Raw genomic sequence first — 23,737 nt, forward strand, 5'->3', positions numbered from 1 at the left:
GAAGACTCAGATGCTATTGGCCTGTGCGATGGCATTGCCGATGTAACTGGCGGGAGTCATCTCGCGCAGTGCCTGCTTGGCGTCTTCCGGCATATCCAGGCCATCGATAAAGACTGCCAGGGTCTCCTTGGTGATACCCTGGCCACGGGTCAATGCCTTGAGCTTCTCGTAGGGCTCTTCGATGTTGTAGCGGCGCATAACGGTCTGGATCGGCTCGGCGAGGACTTCCCAGGCGTTGTTCAGGTCTTCTGCCAGTCGCGCGCGGTTGATTTCCAGTTTGCCAAGGCCTTTCATGGTAGCGGCATAGGCAATCACAGAGTAGCCGGCGCCAACGCCCATGTTGCGCAGTACGGTGGAGTCAGTCAGGTCACGCTGCCAGCGGGAGACGGGCAATTTTGCTGCCAGATGCTGGAACACGGCGTTGGCGATGCCCAGATTACCCTCGGAGTTTTCAAAGTCGATGGGGTTGACCTTGTGCGGCATGGTGGAAGAGCCCACTTCGCCGGCCACGACTTTCTGCTTGAAGTAACCCAGGGAGATGTAACCCCATACATCGCGGTCAAAGTCGATCAGGATGGTATTGAAGCGGGCGATAGCGTCGAACAGTTCGGCGATATAGTCGTGAGGTTCGATCTGGGTGGTATAGGGGTTCCAGGTGAGTCCCAGGGAAGTCACAAATTCTTCCGCATTGGCCTGCCAGTCCACGTCCGGGTAGGCGGACAGATGGGCGTTGTAGTTGCCTACGGCACCGTTGATTTTGCCCAGTAATTCCACTTCGTGGATTTGTTTGACCTGGCGGCGCAGGCGAGCCACGACGTTTGCCAGTTCTTTGCCCACGGTAGTGGGACTGGCGGTCTGGCCGTGGGTGCGGGACAGCATCGGCACATCCGCAAAGCTCTTGGCCAGGGTGGCAATTTCATTCACGATCTGGTTCATCGCCGGCAGCAGTACCTGGTCGCGCCCGGCGCGTAGCATCAGTGCATGGGACAGGTTGTTGATGTCTTCCGAGGTGCAGGCGAAGTGAATGAATTCACTGACCGCCGCCAGCTGATCGTCACCCTGAACCTTTTCCTTGAGGAAGTACTCAACCGCTTTCACATCGTGGTTGGTGGTGCGCTCGATTTCCTTGATGCGTTCGGCATCTTCTACAGAAAACTGCGCGACGATATCGTCGAGAATCTGGTTGCTGTTACCGGTAAATGGCTGCACTTCAGTGATTTTTTCGTGACGGGCCAGCTGTTGCAGCCAGCGCACTTCCACTTCCACCCGCGCACGGATCAGGCCGTACTCACTGAAAATGTCCCGCAGGGCTGCTGTTTTGCTTTCGTAGCGTCCATCGATGGGGGAAACCGCAGTAAGTGCGGATAGCTCGACAGTCATTGTATCTCTCCGATATGAGTGTCAGCCGCAGGTGGGCAGTTTGCCGGGTGCGGCGGAAAGTGGAAATCGTTAATGTTCCAGTGATTCGTACTTGGCGATCAGTGCGTCCATGGCGGCAATCAGCTTCTTGCGCTGGAACAGCAGGTGCAGCCTGCGCCCGCCAAGTTGTCGCCAAAGGGTCGCGGCGCGAACACCGGCAAACAGCATGGTGCGGATCTGATTAGCGATCCGCTGCTGTTGCAAATAATTGAAGTCACCGAGCACCTGGATGCGGAAGCGGAAGGTGCTGAGGGTGTCGCTGTAAATACTGGCCAGGTTGGCGTACACGTTCTCGTGACCAATGCCGAAGTGATCTGTCTGCAGTTGGGCCTTTTCCAACCGGCTGCCGATAATCGACAGCAGGTCCGGCTTCTTCGCCAGCTGCCGCTGTAAATACAGGATCGACAACACGTAGCGGAGGCAGTCTGTGTATTCCGGATGGCTGCGGGTAGCCAGCAGCTGGCGGGCGCCGCGCAGACCAGGCAGTAGTTTCTCAACCCCCCCGAACACGTCTTCCGTGGTCTCCGGGTTCTGTTGAAACAGGCTGTACACCGCGGTTTCCAGCTGATCTGCTGGTGCAGTGCCGGTTTTCGCCAGGCGCTCTACCAGGATTGCAGTCTGGAATACACCGGCCAGGGCCAGTGCTTGATCTCGCCAATTACTCAAGAGTTGCTCCCAGCTGCCAGCTTTGGTCCGCGATCCGATACTTTAGCTGCCCCGATAGCTGCCCCGACGCCGGTGGCCTGCTCGATGACTGCGCCCCCGAGACAGATGTCATCCTGGTAGATCACTACCGACTGGCCGGGGGTCACCGCGCGCTGTGGCTGGTCGAATGCGATACGGAGGTCGCCATTTTCGGCGACGGAAATCGTGCAGTCCTGGTCTTCCTGACGGTAGCGGGTCTTCGCCGCTGCACGGAATTCCGTGGTGGGCGGCGCACCATTGATCCAGTGAGTCTGGGAGGCAGTGAGGCCTGTGGAATAGAGCAGGGGGTGGTGTTTGCCCTGGGCAACCAGCAGCACATTGCGCTCCAGGTCTTTGCCGACGACATACCACGGCTGGTCACCTGCGCCTTTGACGCCACCAATACCCAGCCCCTGACGCTGGCCGATGGTGTGGTACATAAGGCCGCTGTGCTGCCCCATTACCTCACCTTCCGGTGTCTGCATCTCGCCCGGCTGTGCGGGCAGATACTGCTCCAGGAAGTCCTTGAAGCGGCGCTCACCAATAAAGCAGATCCCGGTGCTGTCTTTCTTGGTAGAGGTGATGAAGCCGTTGGCTTCCGCGATGCGGCGCACTTCCGGCTTTTCGAGTTCCCCCAGGGGGAACAAAGAGCGGGCAAACTCGGCTTCGCCCACCGCATGCAGGAAGTAACTCTGGTCCTTGTTGCCGTCCAGCCCCTTCAACAGGTAGGTGCGGCCATTGATATCTTTCCGGCGCGCGTAGTGTCCGGTGGCGATGGCATCAGCGCCGAGCATTTCGGCGTATTCCAGAAAGACTTTAAATTTGATTTCCCGGTTGCAGAGGATATCCGGGTTCGGCGTGCGCCCAGCCTGGTATTCCGCAAGGAAATACTCGAACACGTGATCCCAGTACTCCGCAGCAAAGTTCGCTGTGTGCAGTTTGATCCCGAGGCGGGAGCAAACGGACTGCGCGTCCGCGAGATCATCTTTGGCGGTGCAGTATTCGGTGCCGTCGTCCTCATCCCAGTTCTTCATGAACAGGCCTTCGACCTGGTATCCCTGCTGCATTAAGAGCAGCGCGGCCACAGATGAGTCGACACCGCCGGACATGCCGACGATGACCCGCTTGGGGGAGCCTGGGACATTAACTGACTGGTCAATGGAGCTGGAAGGCACAGATGTATCCGAATCTGACATGGAATACCGGGTTGTTGCAGTAAGGGGCACACAGGGGGTTCAATCCCGTCAATCAGGTCCAAGTGCCCCGAAGCCCACTGGGGGCGGAAAATTGGGGGCGCATTTTACCTGTGAATACCGTTGCTGACCAATATGTCGCTTTTGGGCTGCGCGATTTACCAATGAGGACGGCCGGAAATCTTCGCGCCAATTCACTCATCAGACTAGTTGATCAGGCGGAGGTCACTCGCTGTGAGGCTATTGCCTGTGACGCCTTCAGCGTTTGTGCCTGTGACGCCTTCAGCGTTTGCGGCCGGGGCTCTTGTGCCGGTCGTTACGGCTAGTGCTGCGGCCAGCACCGAACTTGCCCGCTCCCGTCCTGGATTTGTGGCGAGACTTGTGCTGGGGGATGGCGCTGGGTTGAGGCAGATTGACGGATTCTGTTCGCAGCTCTCCCGGTTTCAGGTCCCCCAGATGCCAATTGCCGACGGATTTCCGGATTAAGCGCAGCGTGGGGTGGCCGACAGCTGCGGTCATGCGCCGCACCTGACGATTGCGTCCTTCGGTTATAGTGAGTTCGATCCACGCCGTGGGAATGGATTTGCGCTCGCGGATCGGTGGGGTACGCGGCCACAGCCATGGCTCCACCTCTGACTGGGGGACGATTCTTGCCTTGGCCGGGGCGGTGCGGCCATCTTTCAGGTCGACACCCTGGCGGAGCATGTAAAGGGCGTCTTCTGCTACTTCCCCTTCAACTTGCGCCCAGTACACTTTGGGCAGCTTGTTTTTCGGGTGTGCGATCTGGTGCTGCAGGCGGCCGTTGTCTGTCAGCAGCAGCAACCCCTCTGAGTCGTAATCCAGGCGGCCCGCGGCATAGACCCCCGGTGTCTTGATGTAATCCGCCAGGGTGGGGCGCCCGTCCGGGTCTGTGAATTGGCAGAGAACGCCGTAGGGCTTGTTGATCAGGATTAGTCGACTCATTTGGCTGTTTGCGGCAGGCACTACTGCCTTGGTTGTAATGAAACTACAAAAACGGATGGATACTGGTATAATCCCGCCGATTTTTAGCCGCCACGGCGTGTGCAACGGCGCAAACAATGGGCGGCAACCAAGACCGGCGGTGGATGATTCGGCGCATTATGCCCGTTTTTCCCCTGTAAAGCCGGGCGTTTAGTCAAAGAGTTACGGGAGTCAACTTAATGGGTCACATCCAAGTGCCGGCCAACGGCGAAAAAGTCACAGTCAACGCAGATGGTTCTCTGAACGTGCCGAACACGCCGATCATTCCCTTCATCGAAGGTGACGGCATCGGTGTGGATATCACCCCGGTAATGATCAAGGTGATCGACGCTGCAGTCAGCAAGGCATATGGCGGCGACAAGTCCATCGCGTGGATGGAAATCTTCTGCGGCGAAAAAGCGGCGGAAACCTACAGCGGCGACTGGTTCCCGGCTGAGACCCTGGAAGCGATCAAAGATTACGTAGTCAGCATCAAAGGCCCGCTGACTACCCCAGTAGGCGGCGGCTTCCGCTCCCTGAACGTTGCTCTGCGCCAGGAGCTGGACCTGTACGTATGTCAGCGTCCGGTGCGCTGGTTCAGTGGCGTGCCTTCTCCGGTGAAAGAGCCGAACAAGGTAGATATGGTGATCTTCCGTGAGAACTCTGAAGACATCTATGCTGGTATTGAGTGGAAAGCGGGTACTGACGAAGCCAACAAGGTTGTCAAATTCCTGCAGGAAGAGATGGGCGTTACCAAAATCCGCTTCCCGCAGAACGTCGGCATCGGTGTTAAGCCGGTTTCCGAGGAAGGCACCAAGCGTCTGGTGCGCAAAGCACTGCAGTACACCATTGATCAGGATCGCGACTCCCTGACCCTGGTGCACAAAGGTAACATCATGAAGTTCACCGAAGGTGCATTCGCTGACTGGGGTTACGAAATTGCTCGCGAAGAGTTTGGTGCCCAGCTGATCGACGGCGGCCCCTGGTGCAGCTTCAAAAACCCGAATACCGGCAAGGAAATCGTGGTTAAAGACGTAATCGCGGACGCCATGCTGCAGCAGATTCTGCTGCGTCCGGCTGAGTACGACGTAATCGCCACCCTGAACCTGAACGGTGACTACCTGTCCGACGCCCTGGCTGCGCAGGTGGGTGGTATTGGTATCGCCCCCGGTGCCAACCTGTCTGACGAGGTTGCACTGTTCGAAGCGACCCACGGTACTGCGCCGAAGTATGCTGGCCAGGACAAGGTGAATCCGGGTTCCCTGATCCTGTCCGCTGAAATGATGCTGCGTCACCTGGGCTGGAACGAAGCTGCAGAGCTGGTTGTTAAAGGTATGGAAGGTGCTATCGAAGCCAAAACCGTAACTTACGACTTTGAGCGTCTGATGGAAGGTGCAGAGCTGAAGTCCTGCTCCGAGTTCGGTGAAGAAGTTATCAAGCACATGGCTTGATTCTTCTGAGTCAATAAAAAGCCCCGCATCGAAAGATGCGGGGCTTTTTTGTGTCTGGAATAAATCTCGGTTACGCATTGTCCGGATACGCTCTGGCGCATCCGCGAATCTACTGAATTGTGGGTCAAATCATGGAGTTGAGGTGCGCAGTTACCTGGCACCATGGTTCCAGTTTTGGCCTGAGACATTTACAGGGCCCTGGGTTCAGGGCGCACACTGTATCGAAGGCTTTGGTGCTGGCTAGATTCAGTCCAGCGCTTCTTCGGTCTCTTTTTCTCGCACCGCCGTGTGTTGGGCTGGCGCGGGTGCCGCAGGTTTGCGGGTGGCGTCGGCGATGCTGATGTTGGCTGCGTGGTAGCCTTTGTCGCCCTGGATGATATCGAAATTGACTTGCTGCCCGGCCTTCAGGGTACGATAACCCTCCATCTGAATTGCCGAGTAGTGCGCGAACAGATCTTCTCCACCTTCATCCGCAAGAATAAATCCATATCCCTTGGCATTATTGAACCACTTTACGGTACCGGTAGGCATGGCGAAATCCCTCTATATTGCCGGGGCGACTGCTGGCCGCCAAACGTTGTATTAATTATTGTTATCGCGCTTCATGCGCTTCATTTTGCGTACGAACTCATTTGTACATCATCGGCTATTGCCTTTAAACCGCATTGGCGCGGTTAATACCTCTTGTAGCCAAGACCCCAGCCCTTGTCAAGCAAATCGGCTCCCGCAGCGGACTGTGCCGGCAGCCGTTTAGGGTTACAATGCCAAGTCGAAAAATTTACTGCAGTTTAGGATACCTGGTCGAACTCCCTGGGAGGGGAAATCAGCGGCAACAGGTGCGTCAATACTGTGAACCATTTCCTGAATTCTGATTGACTGGCGCTATGGGAAAATCATTAATCATTAAACTACACTCGAGTCATGACGAGGGAGAAGATGACTACATTTTCCATGGAGCGGAAGGGGACACGGCGTTGGCAGAAGCCAAGCCGCGCCTCAAGCGACCACCAATGTATAAGGTGGTCATGCTTAACGACGATTACACACCTATGGAGTTTGTTGTCGAGGCGCTGGAGCTTTTCTTTTACGTGAATCGTGAGCGTGCCACTCAACTGATGTTGCAGGTACACACTAAGGGAAAAGCGATCTGCGGTGTCTATACTCGAGATATAGCGGAAACAAAGGCCGCGCAGGTAAATCAGTTCGCGCGGGACCATGAGCACCCGCTGCTGTGTGAAATCGAAGCTGATGAAGATGACGAAAACGGCGAGGAGGAGTAGAGGGAAGTTGTCCAGCGCCTGAATTAAGTCAGGTGCGCCGCAGCCGGTAAACCGGCAAAACCACGAATACCGGGTGTAGACCTGAGTAGCCCGGATGACATTGGCCAGTAAGGTTTGAGGTTTAGATGCTCAGCAAGGATTTAGAGGTAACGCTTAATCTGGCGTTCAAAGGTGCGCGGGCGAAACGCCACGAGTTCATGACCGTAGAACACCTGCTGCTGGCACTGCTGGACAATGAATCCGCGGCAGATGTACTACACGCCTGTGGCGCCGATCTGAGTGCGCTGCGCCGTGAGCTGCTTGAGTTTGTGGACTCGACGACACCACTGATTCCCGAAAACGACGCCGAGCGCGAAACCCAGCCCACCCTGGGATTTCAGCGTGTTCTGCAGCGCGCCGTTTTTCATGTCCAGTCATCCGGCAAGAAAGAAGTCACTGGTGCCAATGTACTGGTGGCTATTTTCTGTGAGCAGGAGAGCCAGGCGGTTTACTACCTGAAGCAGCAAAGCGTGGCCCGGATAGATGTGGTGAATTACATTACCCACGGCATTTCCCGCGTGAGCTCTGGCGGCAACAACTCGCACAGTGCGCCGGATCCTTCCCCGGAACAGGTGGACGAAGATCTTGGCGCCTCTTCTGAGTCCGGTAGCTCTGATCCATTGGAAAGCTATGCCACCAACCTGAATCAGGAGGCCATTCTCGGCCGTATCGATCCGCTGGTGGGACGGGGACCTGAAGTGGAGCGTGTCACTCAGGTATTGGCTCGCCGTCGCAAAAACAATCCCCTGTTAGTGGGTGAGTCCGGCGTGGGCAAGACCGCTATTGCGGAGGGGCTGGCCCGCCGTATCGTCGATGGTGAGGTGCCGGAGCCCTTGCAGGACAGTACTATTTACTCCCTTGACCTCGGTTCTCTGCTTGCGGGAACCAAATATCGCGGCGACTTTGAGAAACGCTTCAAGGCGCTGCTGGCTGAGCTCAAAAAGCGTGAGCATGCGGTACTGTTTATCGATGAAATTCACACCATTATCGGTGCCGGCGCCGCGTCTGGCGGCGTGATGGATGCCTCCAATCTGTTGAAGCCGCTGCTCTCCAGTGGTCAGTTGCGTTGTATTGGATCTACAACGTTCAATGAATATCGAGGCATTTTTGAAAAAGATCGCGCATTGTCTCGTCGCTTCCAGAAAATCGATGTGCATGAACCCTCTGTTGAGGAAACGGTGCAGATTCTGCAGGGCCTGAAGTCCTGCTTCGAAGATCATCACAAGGTGCGCTTTACCGACGCAGCCCTCGAGGCCGCTGCGCAGCTTGCCAATCGCCATATCACCGAGCGCTTCCTGCCAGACAAGGCGATTGATGTCATCGATGAGGCTGGGGCCTTCCAGTCACTTCTGCCCCTGGAGCAGCGCACTGATACGATCACCGTGACGGAAATCGAGAACATCGTGGCCAAGATGGCCCGAATTCCCGCCAAAAGCGTTTCTGCCTCGGACAAAGCGGCCCTGGCCAAGCTTGAGGACAACCTGAAAATGGTGGTCTTCGGCCAGGATATGGCCATTGAGGCGCTGAGTACGTCAATCAAACTGGCTCGCGCCGGTCTTGGTGCGGAGGAAAAGCCCATTGGATCTTTCCTGTTTGCCGGCCCTACCGGGGTGGGTAAAACCGAGCTCTGCCGCCAGCTCGCCCAAGTGATGGGAATCGAGTTGATCCGGTTCGATATGTCGGAATACATGGAGCGCCACACGGTTTCTCGGCTGATCGGCGCTCCCCCCGGATACGTGGGTTTTGACCAGGGAGGCTTGCTCACCGATGCTGTCACTAAGCATCCGCACAGCGTGGTGCTGCTGGATGAAATAGAGAAGGCGCACCCTGAAGTGTTCAACCTGCTGTTGCAGGTGATGGATCACGGTACGCTGACGGACAATAATGGCCGCAAGGCGGATTTCCGCAACGTCATCCTGATCATGACTACCAATGCTGGTGCGGAGTTGATGAGCCGGCGCTCTATCGGCTTCACGAATCAGGATCACAGTAGTGACGGAATGGAGCAGATCAAGAAAATGTTCACTCCAGAGTTCCGCAACCGCCTCGACAGTATCATTCAGTTCGGTGCGCTGGATTTGAATGTGGTCAAAACCGTGGTGGACAAGTTTGTGGTTGAGCTGCAGGCTCAGCTGGATGAATCCAAGGTCACCCTGGTTGTCGACAATGAAGCCCGGGAGTGGCTGGCTGTGAATGGGTACGATGAAAAAATGGGCGCCCGCCCAATGGCGCGACTCATTCGCGAGAAATTGCGTAAGCCACTAGCGGAAGCCGTGCTGTTTGGAGACCTGTCAGAGGATGGCGGCAAAGTGGAGGTTACCGTCGAAAACGATCAGCTCAAGATCACCACGGCGGTTCCCGCCCTGCACTGAGATCGCTGGAGTATGTGCGACAGCAAAAACGAAAAAAGCCACCCGCGAGGTGGCTTTTTTGCGTCCGCCCAAAGAGGCCGGATTCTGTGCGTGATTAGCGTGCGCGATAGGTAATGCGACCCTTGCTCAGATCGTAAGGAGTGAGCTCCACTTTTACCTTGTCACCGGTCAGGATACGAATGTAGTTTTTGCGCATTTTGCCGGAGATGTGTGCGATTACCACATGTCCATTTTCCAGTTTTACGCGGAATGTGGTGTTTGGCAGGGTATCAATGACCTCGCCTTCCATTTCAATGTAATCGTCTTTTGCCATGCGGCATTAACCTTTGAATGTATTGTACTAGCTCTTCCGCCCGGTAAGTGTGGCCAAACAACTGGCCCGGCGGTACGACGGGCGTGCATTTTGCACGAAAAGTGATGTGAGGCCAAGTAAAACCACGGTACTCGGTGATTTGTCCGAGTGGAGGCAGCCCAATCAATATTTAAATCTGTGACTGATTGTTCGTGGCTCAGGAGGAAGTTTAGTCAGGCTTGAGGGTCCAACGGTTATCTTTTAGCAGTTCCAGTGGTTGAAACTGATTTTTGTAAGTCATTTTGTGGCAGTTGGCGATCCAGTAACCAAGGTAAAGGCTGGGCAGCCCGAGTCGCCGGGCCCACTCAATTTGATAGAGAATGGCGTAGCTACCCAGGCTCCGCTTCACTTCGTCGGGATCAAAATAGGTATAGACTGCGGAGACACCGGCGCTCAATACATCGGTAACGGCCGTGGCTACAAGGCGGTTCCGGGCACGAAATTCGAGGTAGCGAGTACTGCCCCAGGCATTATTGAGAAAGCTGCGAAATTGCTCGCGAGTTGGGGGATACATTTCACCGTCACTATGGCGGTTTTCTATGTAGCGCGCATAAAGTGCGTATTGTTCATCGGTATCAATGTCGCGGCGATGGAAGACATCCAGATCCCGATTCCGGCGCCAGCAACGCCGCTGGCTGCGGTTCGGAACAAATAGCTCTACAGGTACTCGGGCGGGAATGCAGGCCTGACAGGCGGTGCATTGGGGGCGGTACAGGTAGTTACCGCTGCGCCGAAAGCCCAGTTCAGACAGGCGGCTATACAGACGCTGATCAATCGGTATCTGAGGGTCAACAAACACCGTGGTGGCTTCCTGATCTTCCAGATAGCCACAGGGGTGGGGGAGGGTGGCAAGCAAGCGCACGGAGTCGAGTTGGGAGTATTTGCTCATGACAGGCAGCCCATGCGGGACGCTTCGGCACATATCACTTTTTTCACTGTCGGCAACACTCCTTTCACGCGCAGACCTATGGGGGTAGCCGGAGCCGGTTCTCACAAGCCTGTCAGACCAGAGGGTAATTTGGGGTCAGAAAAAATACAAACCCGTTTTCTGGGTTTGTAAGCCTCAGGTTGTATCGAACAGGGCCGGAGCAGGTGCTGGAGGCCATGGAGATGGGAACGACGGTCTGCGTACTTCTGATACCAGCAGTGTTTCAAATATAGCCCGGGAGACCTCAACGGCGCCCAGGCTGGACAGGTGTGGATTGCATACCTGGCAATCAATCAGTTCGCACCCCCATTCTCGCAGTTGGCTTGCCAGAAATGCGAACGCAACTTTCGAGGCATCTGTGGCGCGGTGGAACATGGATTCGCCAAAAAAAACTCGACCAATGGCGAGTCCATACAGCCCGCCAACCAGCTGACCGTTCAACCAGGTTTCCACGGAGTGGGCATGTCCCTGCCGGTGCATTTCAATGTAGGCCTGGCGCATATCATGAGTAATCCAGGTGCCTGATTCGGAGGCTCTGGGGCCGGCGCAGCCATCCAGGACGTCGGCGAAAGCCTGGTCAAAAGTTACCTGAAAGCGCTTCTGGCGAATCACTTTGCGCAGGCTACGGCTAAAGCGCAGGTTTTGGGGGCGAACGATGCAGCGGGGCGACGGGGTCCACCAGAGTATCGGTTGGTCGTCGGAAAACCACGGGAATATCCCTTTGCTGTAGGCCGCAAGAAGCCACTCGGGGCTGAGTTCACCGCCTACAGCCAGCAAGCCATTAGGGTCCTTCAGGGCTTTGCCGGTATCGGGAAAATTGACCGCGTCGGGGTCCAGCAGGGTCAGTATTTCGTCTGCGTTATCGGTCACAGGCTCTGTGCTTCCTGGCAATTGCCATTATTGGGGTTAGGAGAGAGGGTACTCCAAACAGAAAAAGGCGACTAAAAAGTCGCCTTTTTGAGTTTACCGGAAAGTGGCCGGTGTTACTGCGCGTCCAGGTAGCGCTCCGCATCCAGGGCTGCCATACAGCCTGTACCGGCGGAGGTTACCGCCTGGCGGTAGATGTGGTCGGAGACGTCACCTGCCGCGAATACGCCAGGGATCGAGGTTTGGGTCGCGTTGCCATTCAGGCCGCTCTCCACAACGATGTAGCCGCCGTTCATTTCCAGCTGACCCGCGAAGATGTCAGTATTCGGCTTATGGCCGATGGCGATAAACACTCCGGAAACCTCCACTTCCTTGGCGGAGCCGTCCTGCACACTCTTCAAACGCACACCGGTGACGCCGTTGTCGTCGCCGAGTACCTCGTCGAGGGTGTGATTCCAACAGAGGGTGATATTTCCATTCTCAGCCTTCTCCAGCAGGCGGTCCTGCAGGATCTTTTCCGAACGCAGCTCGTCGCGACGGTGTACCAGAGTCACCTCACTGGCAATATTGGATAGGTACAGGGCCTCTTCAACTGCGGTGTTACCGCCGCCGACAACCACCACCTTCTGGTCGCGATAGAAAAAACCGTCACAGGTTGCGCAGGCACTAACGCCGCGCCCCTGGAAGGCTTCCTCGGAGGGAAGACCCAGATACTGGGCAGAAGCGCCGGTAGCGATGATCAGCGCGTCACAGGTGTAGGTTTCGTTGCCTTTCAGGGTGAACGGGCGCTGTTTGAGGTCTACCTCGTGAATGTGGTCGAAGATGATATTGGTGTCGAAGCGCTCGGCGTGCTGCTGCATTTGTACCATCAGGTCTGGACCCTGGAGGTCGTGGGTGCCACCCGGCCAGTTTTCCACTTCGGTTGTGGTAGTGAGCTGACCGCCTTGCTGCATGCCGGTAATGACTACCGGGTTCAGGTTCGCGCGAGCGGCATAAATGGCGGCGGTGTAACCGGCAGGGCCGGAACCGAGAATGATCAGACGGTGATGGTTGCTCATGACAGAACTCGCAATACTTCAATTGAAGGGAATCGATCGCTACACCAGCAATGCCGTCGGCGCTTATTAGCCCGGGTGGGTACCCACCGGGTTACCGGCTCGCGGCCAGGGGCTCCCGCCGGCGAACTTGTCACCAGTGCAAAAATTGCCGGCAATGATAAGGGATGCTATCTCAGTCACCAAATAGTTAGACCTTATTTATCTAATTGCTGGTCTTTATAGTTTGATCAAATAATCAGCGCGGGGTGTGCGGGTGCGAATATGGCTTGTGTCTGTACCATAAGCAGGTCGGGTTTCGAAGTTTACCGGTGGCCTACACGGGCTGTTTTTGATCTCGACAAATTTCACTTAAATCGTTTAATTAACGTGAGGTATGTCCATTAACTTATTGATTTAAAGAATAAAATTGATAGCTAAAGTGATCTCTGAAGAGAGCCTGCGGTAGCATTTGTACAGTGGCTGTAGTACACAGTGCAAACTAGTGTGGGTTTCACTGGTCGTAGTTTTCTCCGACATCCGGTAGACGCCGTTAACAGACTGAATAAGTAAAACCGAGGTAAGCCAGTGAAGGCTGAAAGTGATACTGAGACTGGGGCAGGCATTCCCGATTCTCTGGTTGCCCGCATTGTGCGTGAAGGTGCCTTGATCACCCTGCTGGCGGGTGCGCTGCTGGTGGGGATAAGCCTTTTGAGCTATAGCCCGCGGGATCCGGGCTGGTCCCACACCGGCAGTGGCAGTGGCATAGAAAATGCCATCGGACCCACCGGTGCCTGGCTGGCCGATGTCAGTCTTTCACTCCTCGGATGGATGGCTTACCTGTTTCCAATTTTGATCGGCTGGCGGGCCTTCCGCATTCTGCGTGATAAGAACGCGCGCTTCCACGGTCCCCTTTTTGCGCTGCGTGTTGGCGGTCTGATTGCGCTGCTGATAGCCGGCGCCGCGCTTGCCACCCTGTGTTTCAGCCAGGCGGAACAACCGCTGCCATTTTCCAATGGCGGTATCTTGGGCGCTGCAATTTCCCATTTTATGGAAACCGGCCTCGGCTATGTCGGGGCCACCATCCTTTTACTGGCCATGTTTGCTATCGGGGTTACAGTATTTACCGGTATGTCGTGGCTGAAGTTGTTCGAAGATATTGGCCGCAGTGTGCTGTTTGTCCTTGGTTGGATAGGCAGACGTATGGCGCGTTCGCGCAAGAACCGCGAAGAGCAGCGAGTTGCGCGTGAGGCGGTAGTGGTACGCAAGGCGGCTATTGAAGAGGAAAAACAGCGTACGGCGAAACGTCAGCCCCCGCAGATTGCTGCAGTGGCGCCGCCGCCCAAGCAGAGCCCGAGAGCGGTAAAGGAGAAACAGGGTGAGCTTTTCAACGGACCGGTGACAGGCACCTTGCCGCCGTTGTCGTTACTCGACGCCGCGGACGCCAACAAGAAGGCGGGCTTTTCACGCGAAGCACTGGAGGCGCTGTCGCGCCTTCTGGAGCTCAAACTGAAGGATTTTGGGGTGGTCGCCGAGGTGGTCTCGGTGCTTCCCGGGCCGGTGGTGACACGGTTTGAGATTCAGCCCGCACCCGGGGTCAAGGTCAGCCGTATCACTAACCTGGCTAAGGACCTCGCGCGATCGCTGGCGGTGATCAGTGTGCGGGTGGTCGAGGTTATTCCCGGTAAATCTGTGGTGGGAATCGAGATACCGAACGAAAATCGCCAGATGGTGCGTCTGTCCGAGGTGCTGAGTGCGGAAGTCTACGACAAGGCCAGTTCTGCGTTGACCCTGGCACTCGGACATGACATTGCCGGTCAACCGGTGGTGGCAGATCTGGCGAAGATGCCGCACCTGCTGGTGGCGGGCACCACAGGTTCCGGTAAGTCTGTGGGCATCAACGTGATGCTGCTCAGCCTTTTGTACAAATCCACCCCGGACGAGGTGCGTCTTATTCTGGTGGACCCGAAGATGCTTGAGCTGTCGGTGTACGAGGGCATTCCGCACCTCCTGACGCCGGTCATTACCGATATGAACGACGCCGCGAACGGTCTGCGCTGGTGTGTGGGGGAGATGGAGCGGCGCTATAAGTTGATGGCAGCCATGGGTGTGCGCAACCTGGCAGGCTTCAACCGCAAGGTTAAAGAGGCCAATGCTGCGGGAGAGCCGCTTACGGATCCCATCTGGCAGCCTGACCCCATGTCCAGCGTCCCAGAAGCCGAACAGACTGCTCCTCACTTGAAGCCGCTACCAGCAATTGTCGTTGTGATCGACGAATTTGCCGACATGATGATGATCGTTGGCAAAAAAGTAGAGCAGCTGATCGCGCGGATCGCACAGAAGGCGCGGGCGGCGGGCATTCATCTTTTGCTGGCCACCCAGCGCCCGTCTGTGGATGTAATTACCGGCCTGATCAAGGCCAACGTGCCAACCCGTATGGCGTTTCAAGTTTCCTCGAAAGTGGATTCCCGCACCATTTTGGATCAGGGGGGTGCGGAGCAGCTCTTGGGCCACGGCGATATGCTATATCTTCCGCCGGGTACAGCAGTGCCCATAAGGGTGCATGGGGCCTTTGTCGATGACCATGAAGTGCACCAGGTTGTGGCAGATTGGTGTCGTCGCGGTGAACCCGACTTTATCGATGGCATTGTGGACGATTCGAACAACAGCATCCCGGTGCCGGGTATGGCCACTGAAGGTGGTGAAGATGACCCGGAAGCCGATGCACTTTACGACGAAGCGGTGGCATTTGTCGCCAAGTCCAGAAAGGCGTCGATTTCCTCGGTACAGCGGCAGTTGCGCATCGGCTACAATCGCGCCGCGCGGATGATCGAGGCCATGGAGGCTGCAGGGGTGGTCTCCCCGCAGCAGCCCAACGGCAACCGTGAGGTACTGGTGCCGCCACCCGCCTGAACCAGCGGGCCATCACATCCCAAAATAGCAAGGGTCGCAAACTTTGGAGCCCGGTTCAGGCCGGGTTCACTTGCCGCCGACTAGGCTTTTAAGGAAATCCCCGCAACAGCAAAGTGGAAGGCATTTATGATACGTACACTGAGCATTTTTCTGGCCGCACTGGGTTTTGGTCTTGGGGCTACAGGCGCACAAGCCGATGCCAGCGAAGAATTGAGCCGGCTGCTCCAGCCCCTGGGTTCGATCTCGGGCAATTTCCGTCAGGTTCTCAAAGATCAGAAGGGCAAAACTCTGCAGAAGAGTAGCGGTAACTTTTCCGTCCAGCGCCCCGGCAAACTTCGCTGGCAGACCGGAGAGCCGTTTCCCCAGCTGCTGGTAACCGACAACAAGCAGCTATGGCTGTACGATCCGGACCTAGAACAGGTCACCGTCCGCCCGGTAGACAATCGCATGAAGGAGACACCCGCTTTACTGCTGGGAGGCAAGGTGGAAGATATTCGCAGCTCCTTCAGTGTGGAGAACAAGAAGGGGGCTTACTACCTGACCCCCAAGCGCGCTTCCGCACCTTTCAAGTCGATGGTGATCCGCTTCAATAGCCAGGGACTTCCCTCCGCAATGACTGTAAGGGATGGCATGGGGCAAACCACGGACATTCAGTTTGATGGCCTGCAGGCCAATCCCCGGCTGTCGTCATCCATATTCAATTTCAAACCACCGAAAGGTACTGACATCATCCGCGATGAATGATCTGTTTCAGGCGCCACCCAGGCACCAGCCACTGGCCGCCCGCATGCGGCCACAGACACTGGCCCACTATGTGGGCCAGACGCATTTATTGGGTCCCGGTAAACCGCTGCGGGAGGCGGTAGAACGAGGCCAGTTGCATTCCATGGTGTTGTGGGGCCCTCCTGGGGTTGGCAAAACCACCTTTGCACGCCTTCTGGCCCAAGAGTGCGATGTGCGTTTCGCGACATTGTCTGCGGTACTGGCCGGCGTAAAAGAAATTCGCCAGGCGGTGGCAGAGGCTGAGCAGCACAGCGCGCAGTTTGGGCGTGGAACAATTCTCTTTGTGGATGAGGTTCACCGCTTCAACAAGGCTCAGCAGGACGCATTCCTGCCCTATGTGGAAGAGGGCACGGTAACCTTCGTCGGTGCCACTACCGAGAATCCCGCGTTTGAGCTGAACAATGCACTGCTGTCCCGCTGCCGGGTCTACCTGTTGCGTAGCCTGAGCCAGGAAGAGCTGGCGGGGCTACTCCAGCGCGCCCTAACGGAAGATGAAGAGCTGCGCGCCCGCAAGATCGAGATTGCTCCTGAGGTTCTGCAGAAAATTACCCTGAGTGCAGATGGTGATGCCCGCAGCGCGCTGAATTTACTGGAGATTGCCTGCGATCTGTCGCGAGACGAAAGCGGGCGCCAGGTCATTGATGAGGGTGTCCTGGCGGAGGTGCTTACCGCGGATGTGCGTCGCTTCGACAAAGGCGGCGACTACTTCTACGACCAGATATCTGCATTGCACAAGTCCGTGCGCGGCTCCGATCCCGATGCCGCACTTTACTGGTTCGCACGGATGATCGATGGCGGCTGCGACCCCCTTTATGTAGCCCGTAGGGTTGTGCGTATGGCCAGTGAGGACATTGGCAATGCAGACCCGCGGGCGCTGGAAATCGCCCTGAATGCCTGGGACGTACAAGAGCGTCTTGGCAGTCCGGAAGGGGAGCTTGCCATTGCCCAGGCAGTCGTTTACCTGGCTGTAGCCGCGAAGAGTAACGCTGTCTACAGCGCCTACAAACGCGTACTGGCGGACATCCGTAGAGAGCCCAGTCACGAAGTCCCGATCCATCTGCGCAATGCGCCCACCAAGCTCGCCAAGGAAATGGCTCACGGCGCGGAATACCGTTACGCCCACGACGAGCCGGATGGCTTTGCCGCCGGCGAGAATTATTTCCCCGAGGCTATTGCCGGGCGTCGCTATTACCAGCCTGTGAATCGCGGACTGGAAATGAAAATCGAAGAAAAGCTGCAGCGTTTGCGTGAGCTCAATCGGACCAGCCCCAACCAGCGGTACCCGGGCCTCGAAAAAGGTTAGAATCCGCCACAGTTGCCCCCGGCATAGGGCATGTTTCAACTGACGGATTATTTTTTATGCAGTGGATTGCTATTGCGCTCGGCGGTGCCGTTGGTGCCATTCTGCGACATTTGATCGCCATCTGGAGTTTCCCGGTTTTCGAGCAGCGATTCCCCCTGGGCACCCTGATTGTTAACGTTCTCGGTTCTTTATTGATCGGCATAGCCTACGTGGCGATTGTGGAGCGGGGGATGCTCGGGCAAGAGTGGCGTTTGCTGATCATGACCGGCCTGTTTGGCGCCCTCACCACTTTCTCTACCTTCTCGCTGGAAACCGTGCTCTTGTGGCACAATGGCCAGCCTTTAACGGCGCTGGCCTATGTGGTGGTCAGCTTTCTGGTGTGCTTGGCAGCAACCGCTGCAGCGATCGCACTGGGAATGAAATATCTGTAACGCGGTAATCAATAAACACCATGCTCGATCCAAAACTGATTCGTACCCAACTCGACGAAGTTGCAGCGGCGCTGGCGAAGCGCGGCGTAACGCTGGACACAGCCCGGCTGGAACAGCTCGAAGAGCAACGCAAAGAACTGCAGGTACGCACCGAAGCGCTGCAAAACGAGCGCAACAGCAAATCCAAAAATATCGGCCGCGCGAAGGCTTCAGGTGAAGACATCGCACCGTTGCTGAAAGAAGTCGAATCACTCGGCGGGCAGCTCACCGAGGCCAAGCACGCGCTTACCGAACTGCAAAACCAGCTGGACGATATCCTGCTGGCCATTCCCAACTTGCCCGACGCTTCTGTGCCGGAAGGCAAGGACGAAGACGATAACGTTGAAGTCCGCAAGTGGGGTGAGCCGCGGACCTTTGCATTTGATGTGCGTGACCATGTGGACCTGGGGGCAAGCCTTGGCGGCCTGGATTTCGAGGTGGCGAGTAAAATCACCGGTTCCCGCTTTGCGGTCATGACTGGCCCCGTAGCGAAACTGCACCGCGCGTTGGCACAGTTCATGCTTGACCTGCATGTAGAAGAGCACGGTTATCAAGAAGCCAATGTGCCGGTAATAGTAAATAGCGATTCCCTGTACGGTACCTCGCAGCTGCCCAAGTTTGCTGAGGACCTGTTCAAGCTGGAAGATGAGCGCGGTTTTTATCTCATCCCCACGGCAGAAGTACCGCTGACCAATCTTTATCGCGATGAAATCGTCGAAGACGCCGATTCCCTGCCGCATAAATTTGTCAGTCACACCAACTGCTTTCGCTCCGAAGCCGGTTCACATGGGCGCGATACCCGCGGCATGATCCGCCAGCACCAGTTCGAAAAAGTCGAACTGGTATGTTTTGCCCGACCGGATCAGTCCCTGGATATGCTCGAACAACTCACCAGTCATGCAGAAAAAGTTCTGCAGAAACTGAATCTGCCATACCGCACGGTGGTGCTGTGTGGCGGCGATATGGGTTTTGGTGCGACCAAAACCTATGACCTGGAAGTGTGGATCCCCTCTCAGGACAAGTACCGGGAAATTTCTTCCTGCTCCCTGATGGGCGACTTCCAGGCCCGGCGTATGAAAGCCCGCTGGCGCAACCCGGAAACGGGCAAGCCAGAATTGCTGCACACCCTTAACGGGTCCGGGCTGGCAGTAGGGCGTACGCTGATCGCGGTGCTGGAAAACTACCAACAGGCCGATGGTAGTATCGAGGTGCCAGAAGTACTGCGCCCCTATATGGGAGGCGCGGCCAAGATCGGCTAAGTAGTATTGGAAGACTAGTTTGCGTTACCTGCCTCTCGCTTTTGACTTGAAAAACCGTCCCTGTCTCATTGTCGGGGGCGGATCCATTGCCACGCGCAAAGCGCGGTTACTTAACAAAGCGGAGGCCCGCCTGCTGGTGGTGGCTCCGGATATTACCGATGAGCTGCGCCAGCTGGTACTGGCTAGTGGCGGCGAATACATCGTTGGCCGGTATCGCAGGGACCTGCTGGAAAATGTGGAAATGGTTGTTGCCGCTACCGCAGACAGCGATGTCAATGCTCAGGTTTCCAGCGATGCCCGCGCACAGCGTTTGCCGGTCAACGTAGTCGACTCCCCGCAGCTATGCACCTTCACTTTTCCCTCCATTGTCGAACGGGGGCCACTGGCTATCGGTATCAGTAGCGGGGGTTCTGCCCCCGTATTGACCCGCATGCTACGGGCACAGATCGAGACACTGTTATCGCCGGGACTCGGTGTTATCGCCGAACTGGCCGGACTTGTCCGCGACAGGGTGAAAGCGGCATTGCCGGAAGCGCAGCGCAAAGATTTCTGGCACTGGGTATTTAACGGTCCCATTGTCGGCGAGGTGGAGCGCGGTCATAAGGCGGAAGCCGAGCAGGCGCTGCTGCAGGAGTTGGAACGCTGGCAGGAAAGGCCCGCCCCCAGTGGCGAGGTCTACCTTGTGGGGGGAGGTCCCGGCGACCCGGACCTGCTTACATTCCGCGCCCTGCGATTGATGCAGCAGGCGGATGTGGTGCTTTACGACCGGTTGGTGTCCAGCGAGGTGCTGGAGCTTGTGCGCCGGGATGCCGAGCGCATCTATGTGGGCAAGATGAAGCAGTTTCACTCCGTGCCCCAGGATGATATCAACCAGCTGCTGGTGGATCTGGCGAAAGAAGGCAAAAAGGTCCTGCGCCTGAAAGGGGGCGACCCCTTCGTGTTTGGCCGCGGCGGCGAAGAGATGGACAAGCTCGCAGAGGCCGGTGTGCCTTTCCAGGTCGTGCCCGGGATCACCGCGGCGATCGGCTGCTCTGCCTATGCGGGCATTCCTCTCACCCATCGGGATCACGCACAATCAGTGCGCTTTATTACCGGCCACCTGAAACAGGGGGATCTGGTTCTGCCCTGGCAGGAACTGATTACCGCGAACCAGACACTGGTGTTCTATATGGGGCTGGCCGGCCTGCCGACCATCTCGGAAAAATTGATCGCTCACGGCATGAATGTCGACACCCCAGCGGCACTGGTGGAAAAGGGTACGACACGGGATCAGCGTGTCATCGTGGGCACCATCGCCACGCTTCCCGAGCTGGCGGAAACCCACAAGGTGGGAGCACCGGCGCTGACAATTATCGGCGGCGTGGTCACTCTGCGCGAAAGTCTCGGCTGGTATCAGTAATCCGGAGTAAGGCGCGCCCGACTCCCATTCACTGGCAAACCCCTATCTATACTGAAGGAGATGTTTGCCAGTGGTGGTTCTATGTTTTGGATGCTGCTTCGCTTTTACTGCACCTTACTAATTCGAAATTTTTTGCCCGGGGAAAGTGAAATTGCGCTGCCGGATGATAACGACAGTCATCTTCGTCGCTATACCTACCATTACCGGGTTAAACGCAATTGGGTCAAAAATCTCTGGATTGGCTCATCGCTGCTGATGATCTGCTTTCCGCTCCTGCCATTTGTGCTCGGCCTGGGGCTGTTCACTTCATTCCTTTCTTTCGCAATTCTCGACGAAACCGCTTGAATCCGTACCCTGGCTTCGGCGACATGATGCTGGTACCGAGTGGCAGATTCCAAAACCTGCCCCCGGTAGTCCCATCGTCGCCGGCGAACCAGGGTCTCCTTATTTCAGAGTCAGGACGTGGGTGATAGCCTGTTCATTGAAACTTGACGCATTGCCCTCGACCCAGTCGCTATGCCCATTTGCAAAAAATGGCGACAGTGGATGTGCACTCTGGCCCGTAGCCATATGAAAAATTCCCAGCTCTTCATGTCCCGGCGCTACCACCATACGTTCGGACGCGCCATTGGTGGATGACTGGAAGCGAGGCATGTGAGAGTCGCCAGGAAGGTGATCTTGTGGCATCGCTGTGAACCAGTTTATCGCGGAAACGGCGCGCGCTAGCGGATGCTGAATCTCGGCCGTGTTCTGTACGCCCCAGGTTTGTTGCGCAAGCGGCAGCCCGTCTTTCGCCATCTTGTCTAATGCCAGATCCAGCGCGGCCAACTTCAGGGCTTGCCAGGACTCATACTCGGGATTCAACAGGTGCGCGGGCTCAGCGGACAGCATTTCCCATGCGGGATATTCAACTTGGCGGTTTACGCGACCGAAGGAAAATTCTGGTTGGAACCGCTGCATATAAGTGAGCACCGGCGCCGTAGACAGGTCGATAAAACGCAGGCGGAAATTACGCACAATGCGATAACCAACAGAGTCTGCACTGGCGCGTGCACCCCAGTTGAGGATCTGCTCGCGTACTTCCGCATATTCATCCTTGTCTTTCAGCAGCGCTACCAGTTGCTCCTGCCACCGCTGTAGAAATACAGCGCGATCATCAAGCTGGATATCCAGCAAATCCTGTTCGGTGAACCGGTCGCGGGCGAACAGGTCGTCGCGAATCTGTTGCTGCCGCGCCCCCAACGCATAGCCGCCGTCACCCATAATCTCCAGATATCTGCCATCCATGGTGCGGGAGTTGGCAGTCCAGATTCGGTGGGAGGGCGGGTTATACACCTGAGGATGTTCCTCGAGGCTCAGGTAACCATCCCAGTAGGCGGAGCCGTCGGCCCAGCTTATGGAGCGACTGCCATCGAGGCCAACACGGCGAGGCACGGGGCCCGCAACCGTCCAACCTATATTGCCCTGGCTATCGCCCAGTACAAGGTTCTGGTGGGGAATACCCAGTTCTGGTGCCAGGTTCATCGCGTCGCGAGTAGTGCCCACCGTTTCCAGATTCAACAAATTCATGTTGGCTCCGCGCACATCGTGGGCCACCCAGCGGTAAGCCAGCGGCGTGCCGCTGTGATTCTCGGCGACAACGGGTCCCCAGATTGTTTTGCGGACTTCGACCACGGCCGATGCCTTGCCGCTAATAGGAATTTCTTCCTCGACTACGTCAAAATCGCGCCAGCCTTCGGGAGTACGGTACTGCTTGCCATTTTTGGACACCTCCAGTGGAATCAGGTCACCCCAGTCCGCGGTGGTATTGGTGAAGCCCCAGGCGACTTTCCCATTGCTGCCAGCGACTACGATAGGGCCGCCGGGCAGGGTCGCGCCACGCATTACAAAATCCGTACCGGGTACATTCCAGCCCGCGCGGAACCAGATGTTGGGGACGGTGATTGCCAGATGCATATCATCGGCAACAATGGCCGCACCGTGCTCGGTCAGCGCGCCACCCACGACCCAGTTATTGCTGCCGAAGATCATGTCTTCGCTTTCCATTTCATGGAAAGCCATGGGTGTATCCCCCTCAACCAGTGCGGCGATATCCGTTTCCGGCAGTGGCAGTGGGCCGCGCGCCTCACCGATCAGGGGCGCATCCCAAATTCCACCCTTGGGAACAAAGAACTGGTAGAGGTCTCCGGGCAGGAGTTCAGCAAGTGCGTTATCTCGCTGTTCAAAGGTCCCGCTACGGCTCTGCAGGGTCATATACATACTGAATATGGTCAGTAGGCTATCAGCTGGTACCCAGCTTCGCGGTTGCTGGCGGAGCAGGGCGTACTCCCATGGTGCCGCATCCAATTTACTCAGCCCGTAATTCACCCCTCTGGCGTATTGCGCAAGGATCTGCCGTTGATGTTCCGGCATCGCCGCGATATTGCGTTCAGCGCGCGCCCGGAACTGATGCAGGCGTACATCCTGGTCGTGTTCCAGTGCCGCTTCACCCACCAATTCCGAGAGTTCCCCCGCGGCGTTGCGTCTCAACAGGTCCATTTGGAAAAAGCGTTCCTGGGCATGCAGGAACCCGAGGGCAAAAGCTGAATCGGCACGACTTTCGGCAGTGATAAATGCGACACCCTGTGCGTCGCGCTCGATGGTAACGGCATTCTCCAGCTGGCCAGTGTCTAGCTCACCATTTAGCACCGGCAGACTTTGGCGAAGCCATACCCAGGTGATGGCGACTACCAGTATTAACAGGACAGAGACAGCGAGTAGGGCACGCAACAGGTAGCCCCGTAAGGACAGGCTTTTCATCATCTTGAGATCTCTTCGGGTGAGCACAAAATTGTTATTTTGGGACTTTTAGCCCTTTTGGTGTGTATCCGAGTCTATCAGTGACTTGTTGTTCATAATTGGTTACCAACGGACTTAATCTGGTCACAATAGCACCAATAAAGTTGAATAATGCGCCATATTGGCGCACTATGGCTTTCTTACGCAGCACGAAACTGACCAGTCACAACAA

At 56.5% G+C, this 23,737-nt stretch carries 20 protein-coding genes; 10 read left to right on the forward strand and 10 right to left on the reverse strand.

What is annotated here, in order from left to right:
• Positions 1-6: 6 nt before the first annotated feature.
• The 4 genes from purB to PVT68_RS01905 all read right to left on the reverse strand — a co-directional run bounded on the left by purB (position 7) and on the right by PVT68_RS01905 (position 4,259).
• Entirely contained in the window at positions 7-1,380 is a 1,374-nt protein-coding gene (gene purB / locus PVT68_RS01890) for an adenylosuccinate lyase (protein WP_280320880.1), read from the reverse strand.
• A 69-nt stretch (positions 1,381-1,449) separates the two neighbouring features.
• The gene (gene hflD / locus PVT68_RS01895; RefSeq protein ID WP_280320881.1) at positions 1,450-2,085 is read right to left on the reverse strand and encodes a high frequency lysogenization protein HflD; all 636 of its coding nucleotides are present in this window, start codon (positions 2,083-2,085) and stop codon (positions 1,450-1,452) included.
• Entirely contained in the window at positions 2,082-3,299 is a 1,218-nt protein-coding gene (gene mnmA, locus PVT68_RS01900; protein WP_407666118.1) for a tRNA 2-thiouridine(34) synthase MnmA, read from the reverse strand. The genes hflD and mnmA overlap by 4 nt, the downstream gene beginning before the upstream one ends.
• A 279-nt stretch (positions 3,300-3,578) precedes the next feature.
• On the reverse strand, positions 3,579-4,259 hold the full coding sequence (locus PVT68_RS01905; RefSeq protein WP_280320882.1) for a pseudouridine synthase: 681 nt from the start codon (positions 4,257-4,259) through the stop codon (positions 3,579-3,581).
• Between the two features lie 218 nt (positions 4,260-4,477).
• Between PVT68_RS01905 and icd the strand changes: the two genes are divergently transcribed.
• Positions 4,478-5,728, forward strand: a complete 1,251-nt coding sequence (gene icd / locus PVT68_RS01910; protein WP_280320883.1) for an NADP-dependent isocitrate dehydrogenase — start codon at positions 4,478-4,480, stop codon at positions 5,726-5,728.
• 246 nt (positions 5,729-5,974) lie between these two features.
• On the opposite strand, the gene cspD is transcribed toward icd, so the two are convergent.
• Positions 5,975-6,259 (reverse strand): cold shock domain-containing protein CspD, encoded by a 285-nt coding sequence (cspD, locus tag PVT68_RS01915; RefSeq protein WP_280320884.1) that lies wholly within the window; start codon positions 6,257-6,259, stop codon positions 5,975-5,977.
• Between the two features lie 353 nt (positions 6,260-6,612).
• Here cspD and clpS point away from each other — a divergent pair, with 353 nt between their 5' ends.
• The gene (clpS, locus tag PVT68_RS01920) at positions 6,613-7,008 is read left to right on the forward strand and encodes an ATP-dependent Clp protease adapter ClpS (protein WP_280320885.1); all 396 of its coding nucleotides are present in this window, start codon (positions 6,613-6,615) and stop codon (positions 7,006-7,008) included.
• 125 nt (positions 7,009-7,133) lie between these two features.
• Entirely contained in the window at positions 7,134-9,419 is a 2,286-nt protein-coding gene (gene clpA / locus PVT68_RS01925) for an ATP-dependent Clp protease ATP-binding subunit ClpA (protein WP_280320886.1), read from the forward strand.
• 94 nt (positions 9,420-9,513) lie between these two features.
• Here the strand turns inward: clpA and infA are convergent, their stop codons facing one another.
• From infA to trxB, 4 genes are all read right to left on the reverse strand, one after another.
• Entirely contained in the window at positions 9,514-9,732 is a 219-nt protein-coding gene (gene infA / locus PVT68_RS01930) for a translation initiation factor IF-1 (RefSeq protein WP_010130378.1), read from the reverse strand.
• Between the two features lie 208 nt (positions 9,733-9,940).
• Positions 9,941-10,660 (reverse strand): arginyltransferase, encoded by a 720-nt coding sequence (locus PVT68_RS01935; protein WP_280320887.1) that lies wholly within the window; start codon positions 10,658-10,660, stop codon positions 9,941-9,943.
• A gap of 174 nt (positions 10,661-10,834) precedes the next feature.
• Complete coding sequence (aat, locus tag PVT68_RS01940; RefSeq protein ID WP_280320888.1) at positions 10,835-11,569, reverse strand: leucyl/phenylalanyl-tRNA--protein transferase; 735 nt, start codon at positions 11,567-11,569, stop codon at positions 10,835-10,837.
• Positions 11,570-11,682: 113 nt separating this feature from the next.
• Positions 11,683-12,624: a thioredoxin-disulfide reductase gene (gene trxB / locus PVT68_RS01945; RefSeq protein WP_280320889.1), complete on the reverse strand. Its 942-nt coding sequence runs from the start codon at positions 12,622-12,624 to the stop codon at positions 11,683-11,685.
• 564 nt (positions 12,625-13,188) lie between these two features.
• Between trxB and PVT68_RS01950 the strand changes: the two genes are divergently transcribed.
• The 7 genes from PVT68_RS01950 to PVT68_RS01980 all read left to right on the forward strand — a co-directional run bounded on the left by PVT68_RS01950 (position 13,189) and on the right by PVT68_RS01980 (position 21,072).
• On the forward strand, positions 13,189-15,513 hold the full coding sequence (locus PVT68_RS01950) for a DNA translocase FtsK (protein WP_280320890.1): 2,325 nt from the start codon (positions 13,189-13,191) through the stop codon (positions 15,511-15,513).
• A 126-nt stretch (positions 15,514-15,639) separates the two neighbouring features.
• On the forward strand, positions 15,640-16,257 hold the full coding sequence (gene lolA / locus PVT68_RS01955) for an outer membrane lipoprotein chaperone LolA (RefSeq protein ID WP_280320891.1): 618 nt from the start codon (positions 15,640-15,642) through the stop codon (positions 16,255-16,257).
• Positions 16,250-17,599 (forward strand): replication-associated recombination protein A, encoded by a 1,350-nt coding sequence (locus PVT68_RS01960; RefSeq protein WP_280320892.1) that lies wholly within the window; start codon positions 16,250-16,252, stop codon positions 17,597-17,599. Before lolA ends, PVT68_RS01960 begins: the two co-directional genes overlap by 8 nt.
• 56 nt (positions 17,600-17,655) lie before the next feature.
• Positions 17,656-18,030, forward strand: a complete 375-nt coding sequence (crcB, locus tag PVT68_RS01965; protein ID WP_280320893.1) for a fluoride efflux transporter CrcB — start codon at positions 17,656-17,658, stop codon at positions 18,028-18,030.
• A 20-nt stretch (positions 18,031-18,050) separates the two neighbouring features.
• Complete coding sequence (gene serS / locus PVT68_RS01970; RefSeq protein WP_280320894.1) at positions 18,051-19,328, forward strand: serine--tRNA ligase; 1,278 nt, start codon at positions 18,051-18,053, stop codon at positions 19,326-19,328.
• A gap of 19 nt (positions 19,329-19,347) precedes the next feature.
• Positions 19,348-20,727 (forward strand): siroheme synthase CysG, encoded by a 1,380-nt coding sequence (gene cysG / locus PVT68_RS01975; RefSeq protein WP_280320895.1) that lies wholly within the window; start codon positions 19,348-19,350, stop codon positions 20,725-20,727.
• An 81-nt stretch (positions 20,728-20,808) separates the two neighbouring features.
• Positions 20,809-21,072 carry a hypothetical protein gene (locus PVT68_RS01980; RefSeq protein WP_280320896.1) on the forward strand — a complete coding sequence of 88 codons (264 nt, stop codon included), beginning with the start codon at positions 20,809-20,811 and terminating at the stop codon, positions 21,070-21,072.
• Positions 21,073-21,171: 99 nt separating this feature from the next.
• Here the strand turns inward: PVT68_RS01980 and PVT68_RS01985 are convergent, their stop codons facing one another.
• Complete coding sequence (locus PVT68_RS01985) at positions 21,172-23,529, reverse strand: penicillin acylase family protein (protein WP_280320897.1); 2,358 nt, start codon at positions 23,527-23,529, stop codon at positions 21,172-21,174.
• Positions 23,530-23,737 lie beyond the last annotated feature (208 nt).

Origin of the sequence: Microbulbifer bruguierae (genome assembly GCF_029869925.1) — a bacterium.
In the GTDB taxonomy this organism is placed as follows: Bacteria; Pseudomonadota; Gammaproteobacteria; order Pseudomonadales; family Cellvibrionaceae; genus Microbulbifer; species Microbulbifer bruguierae.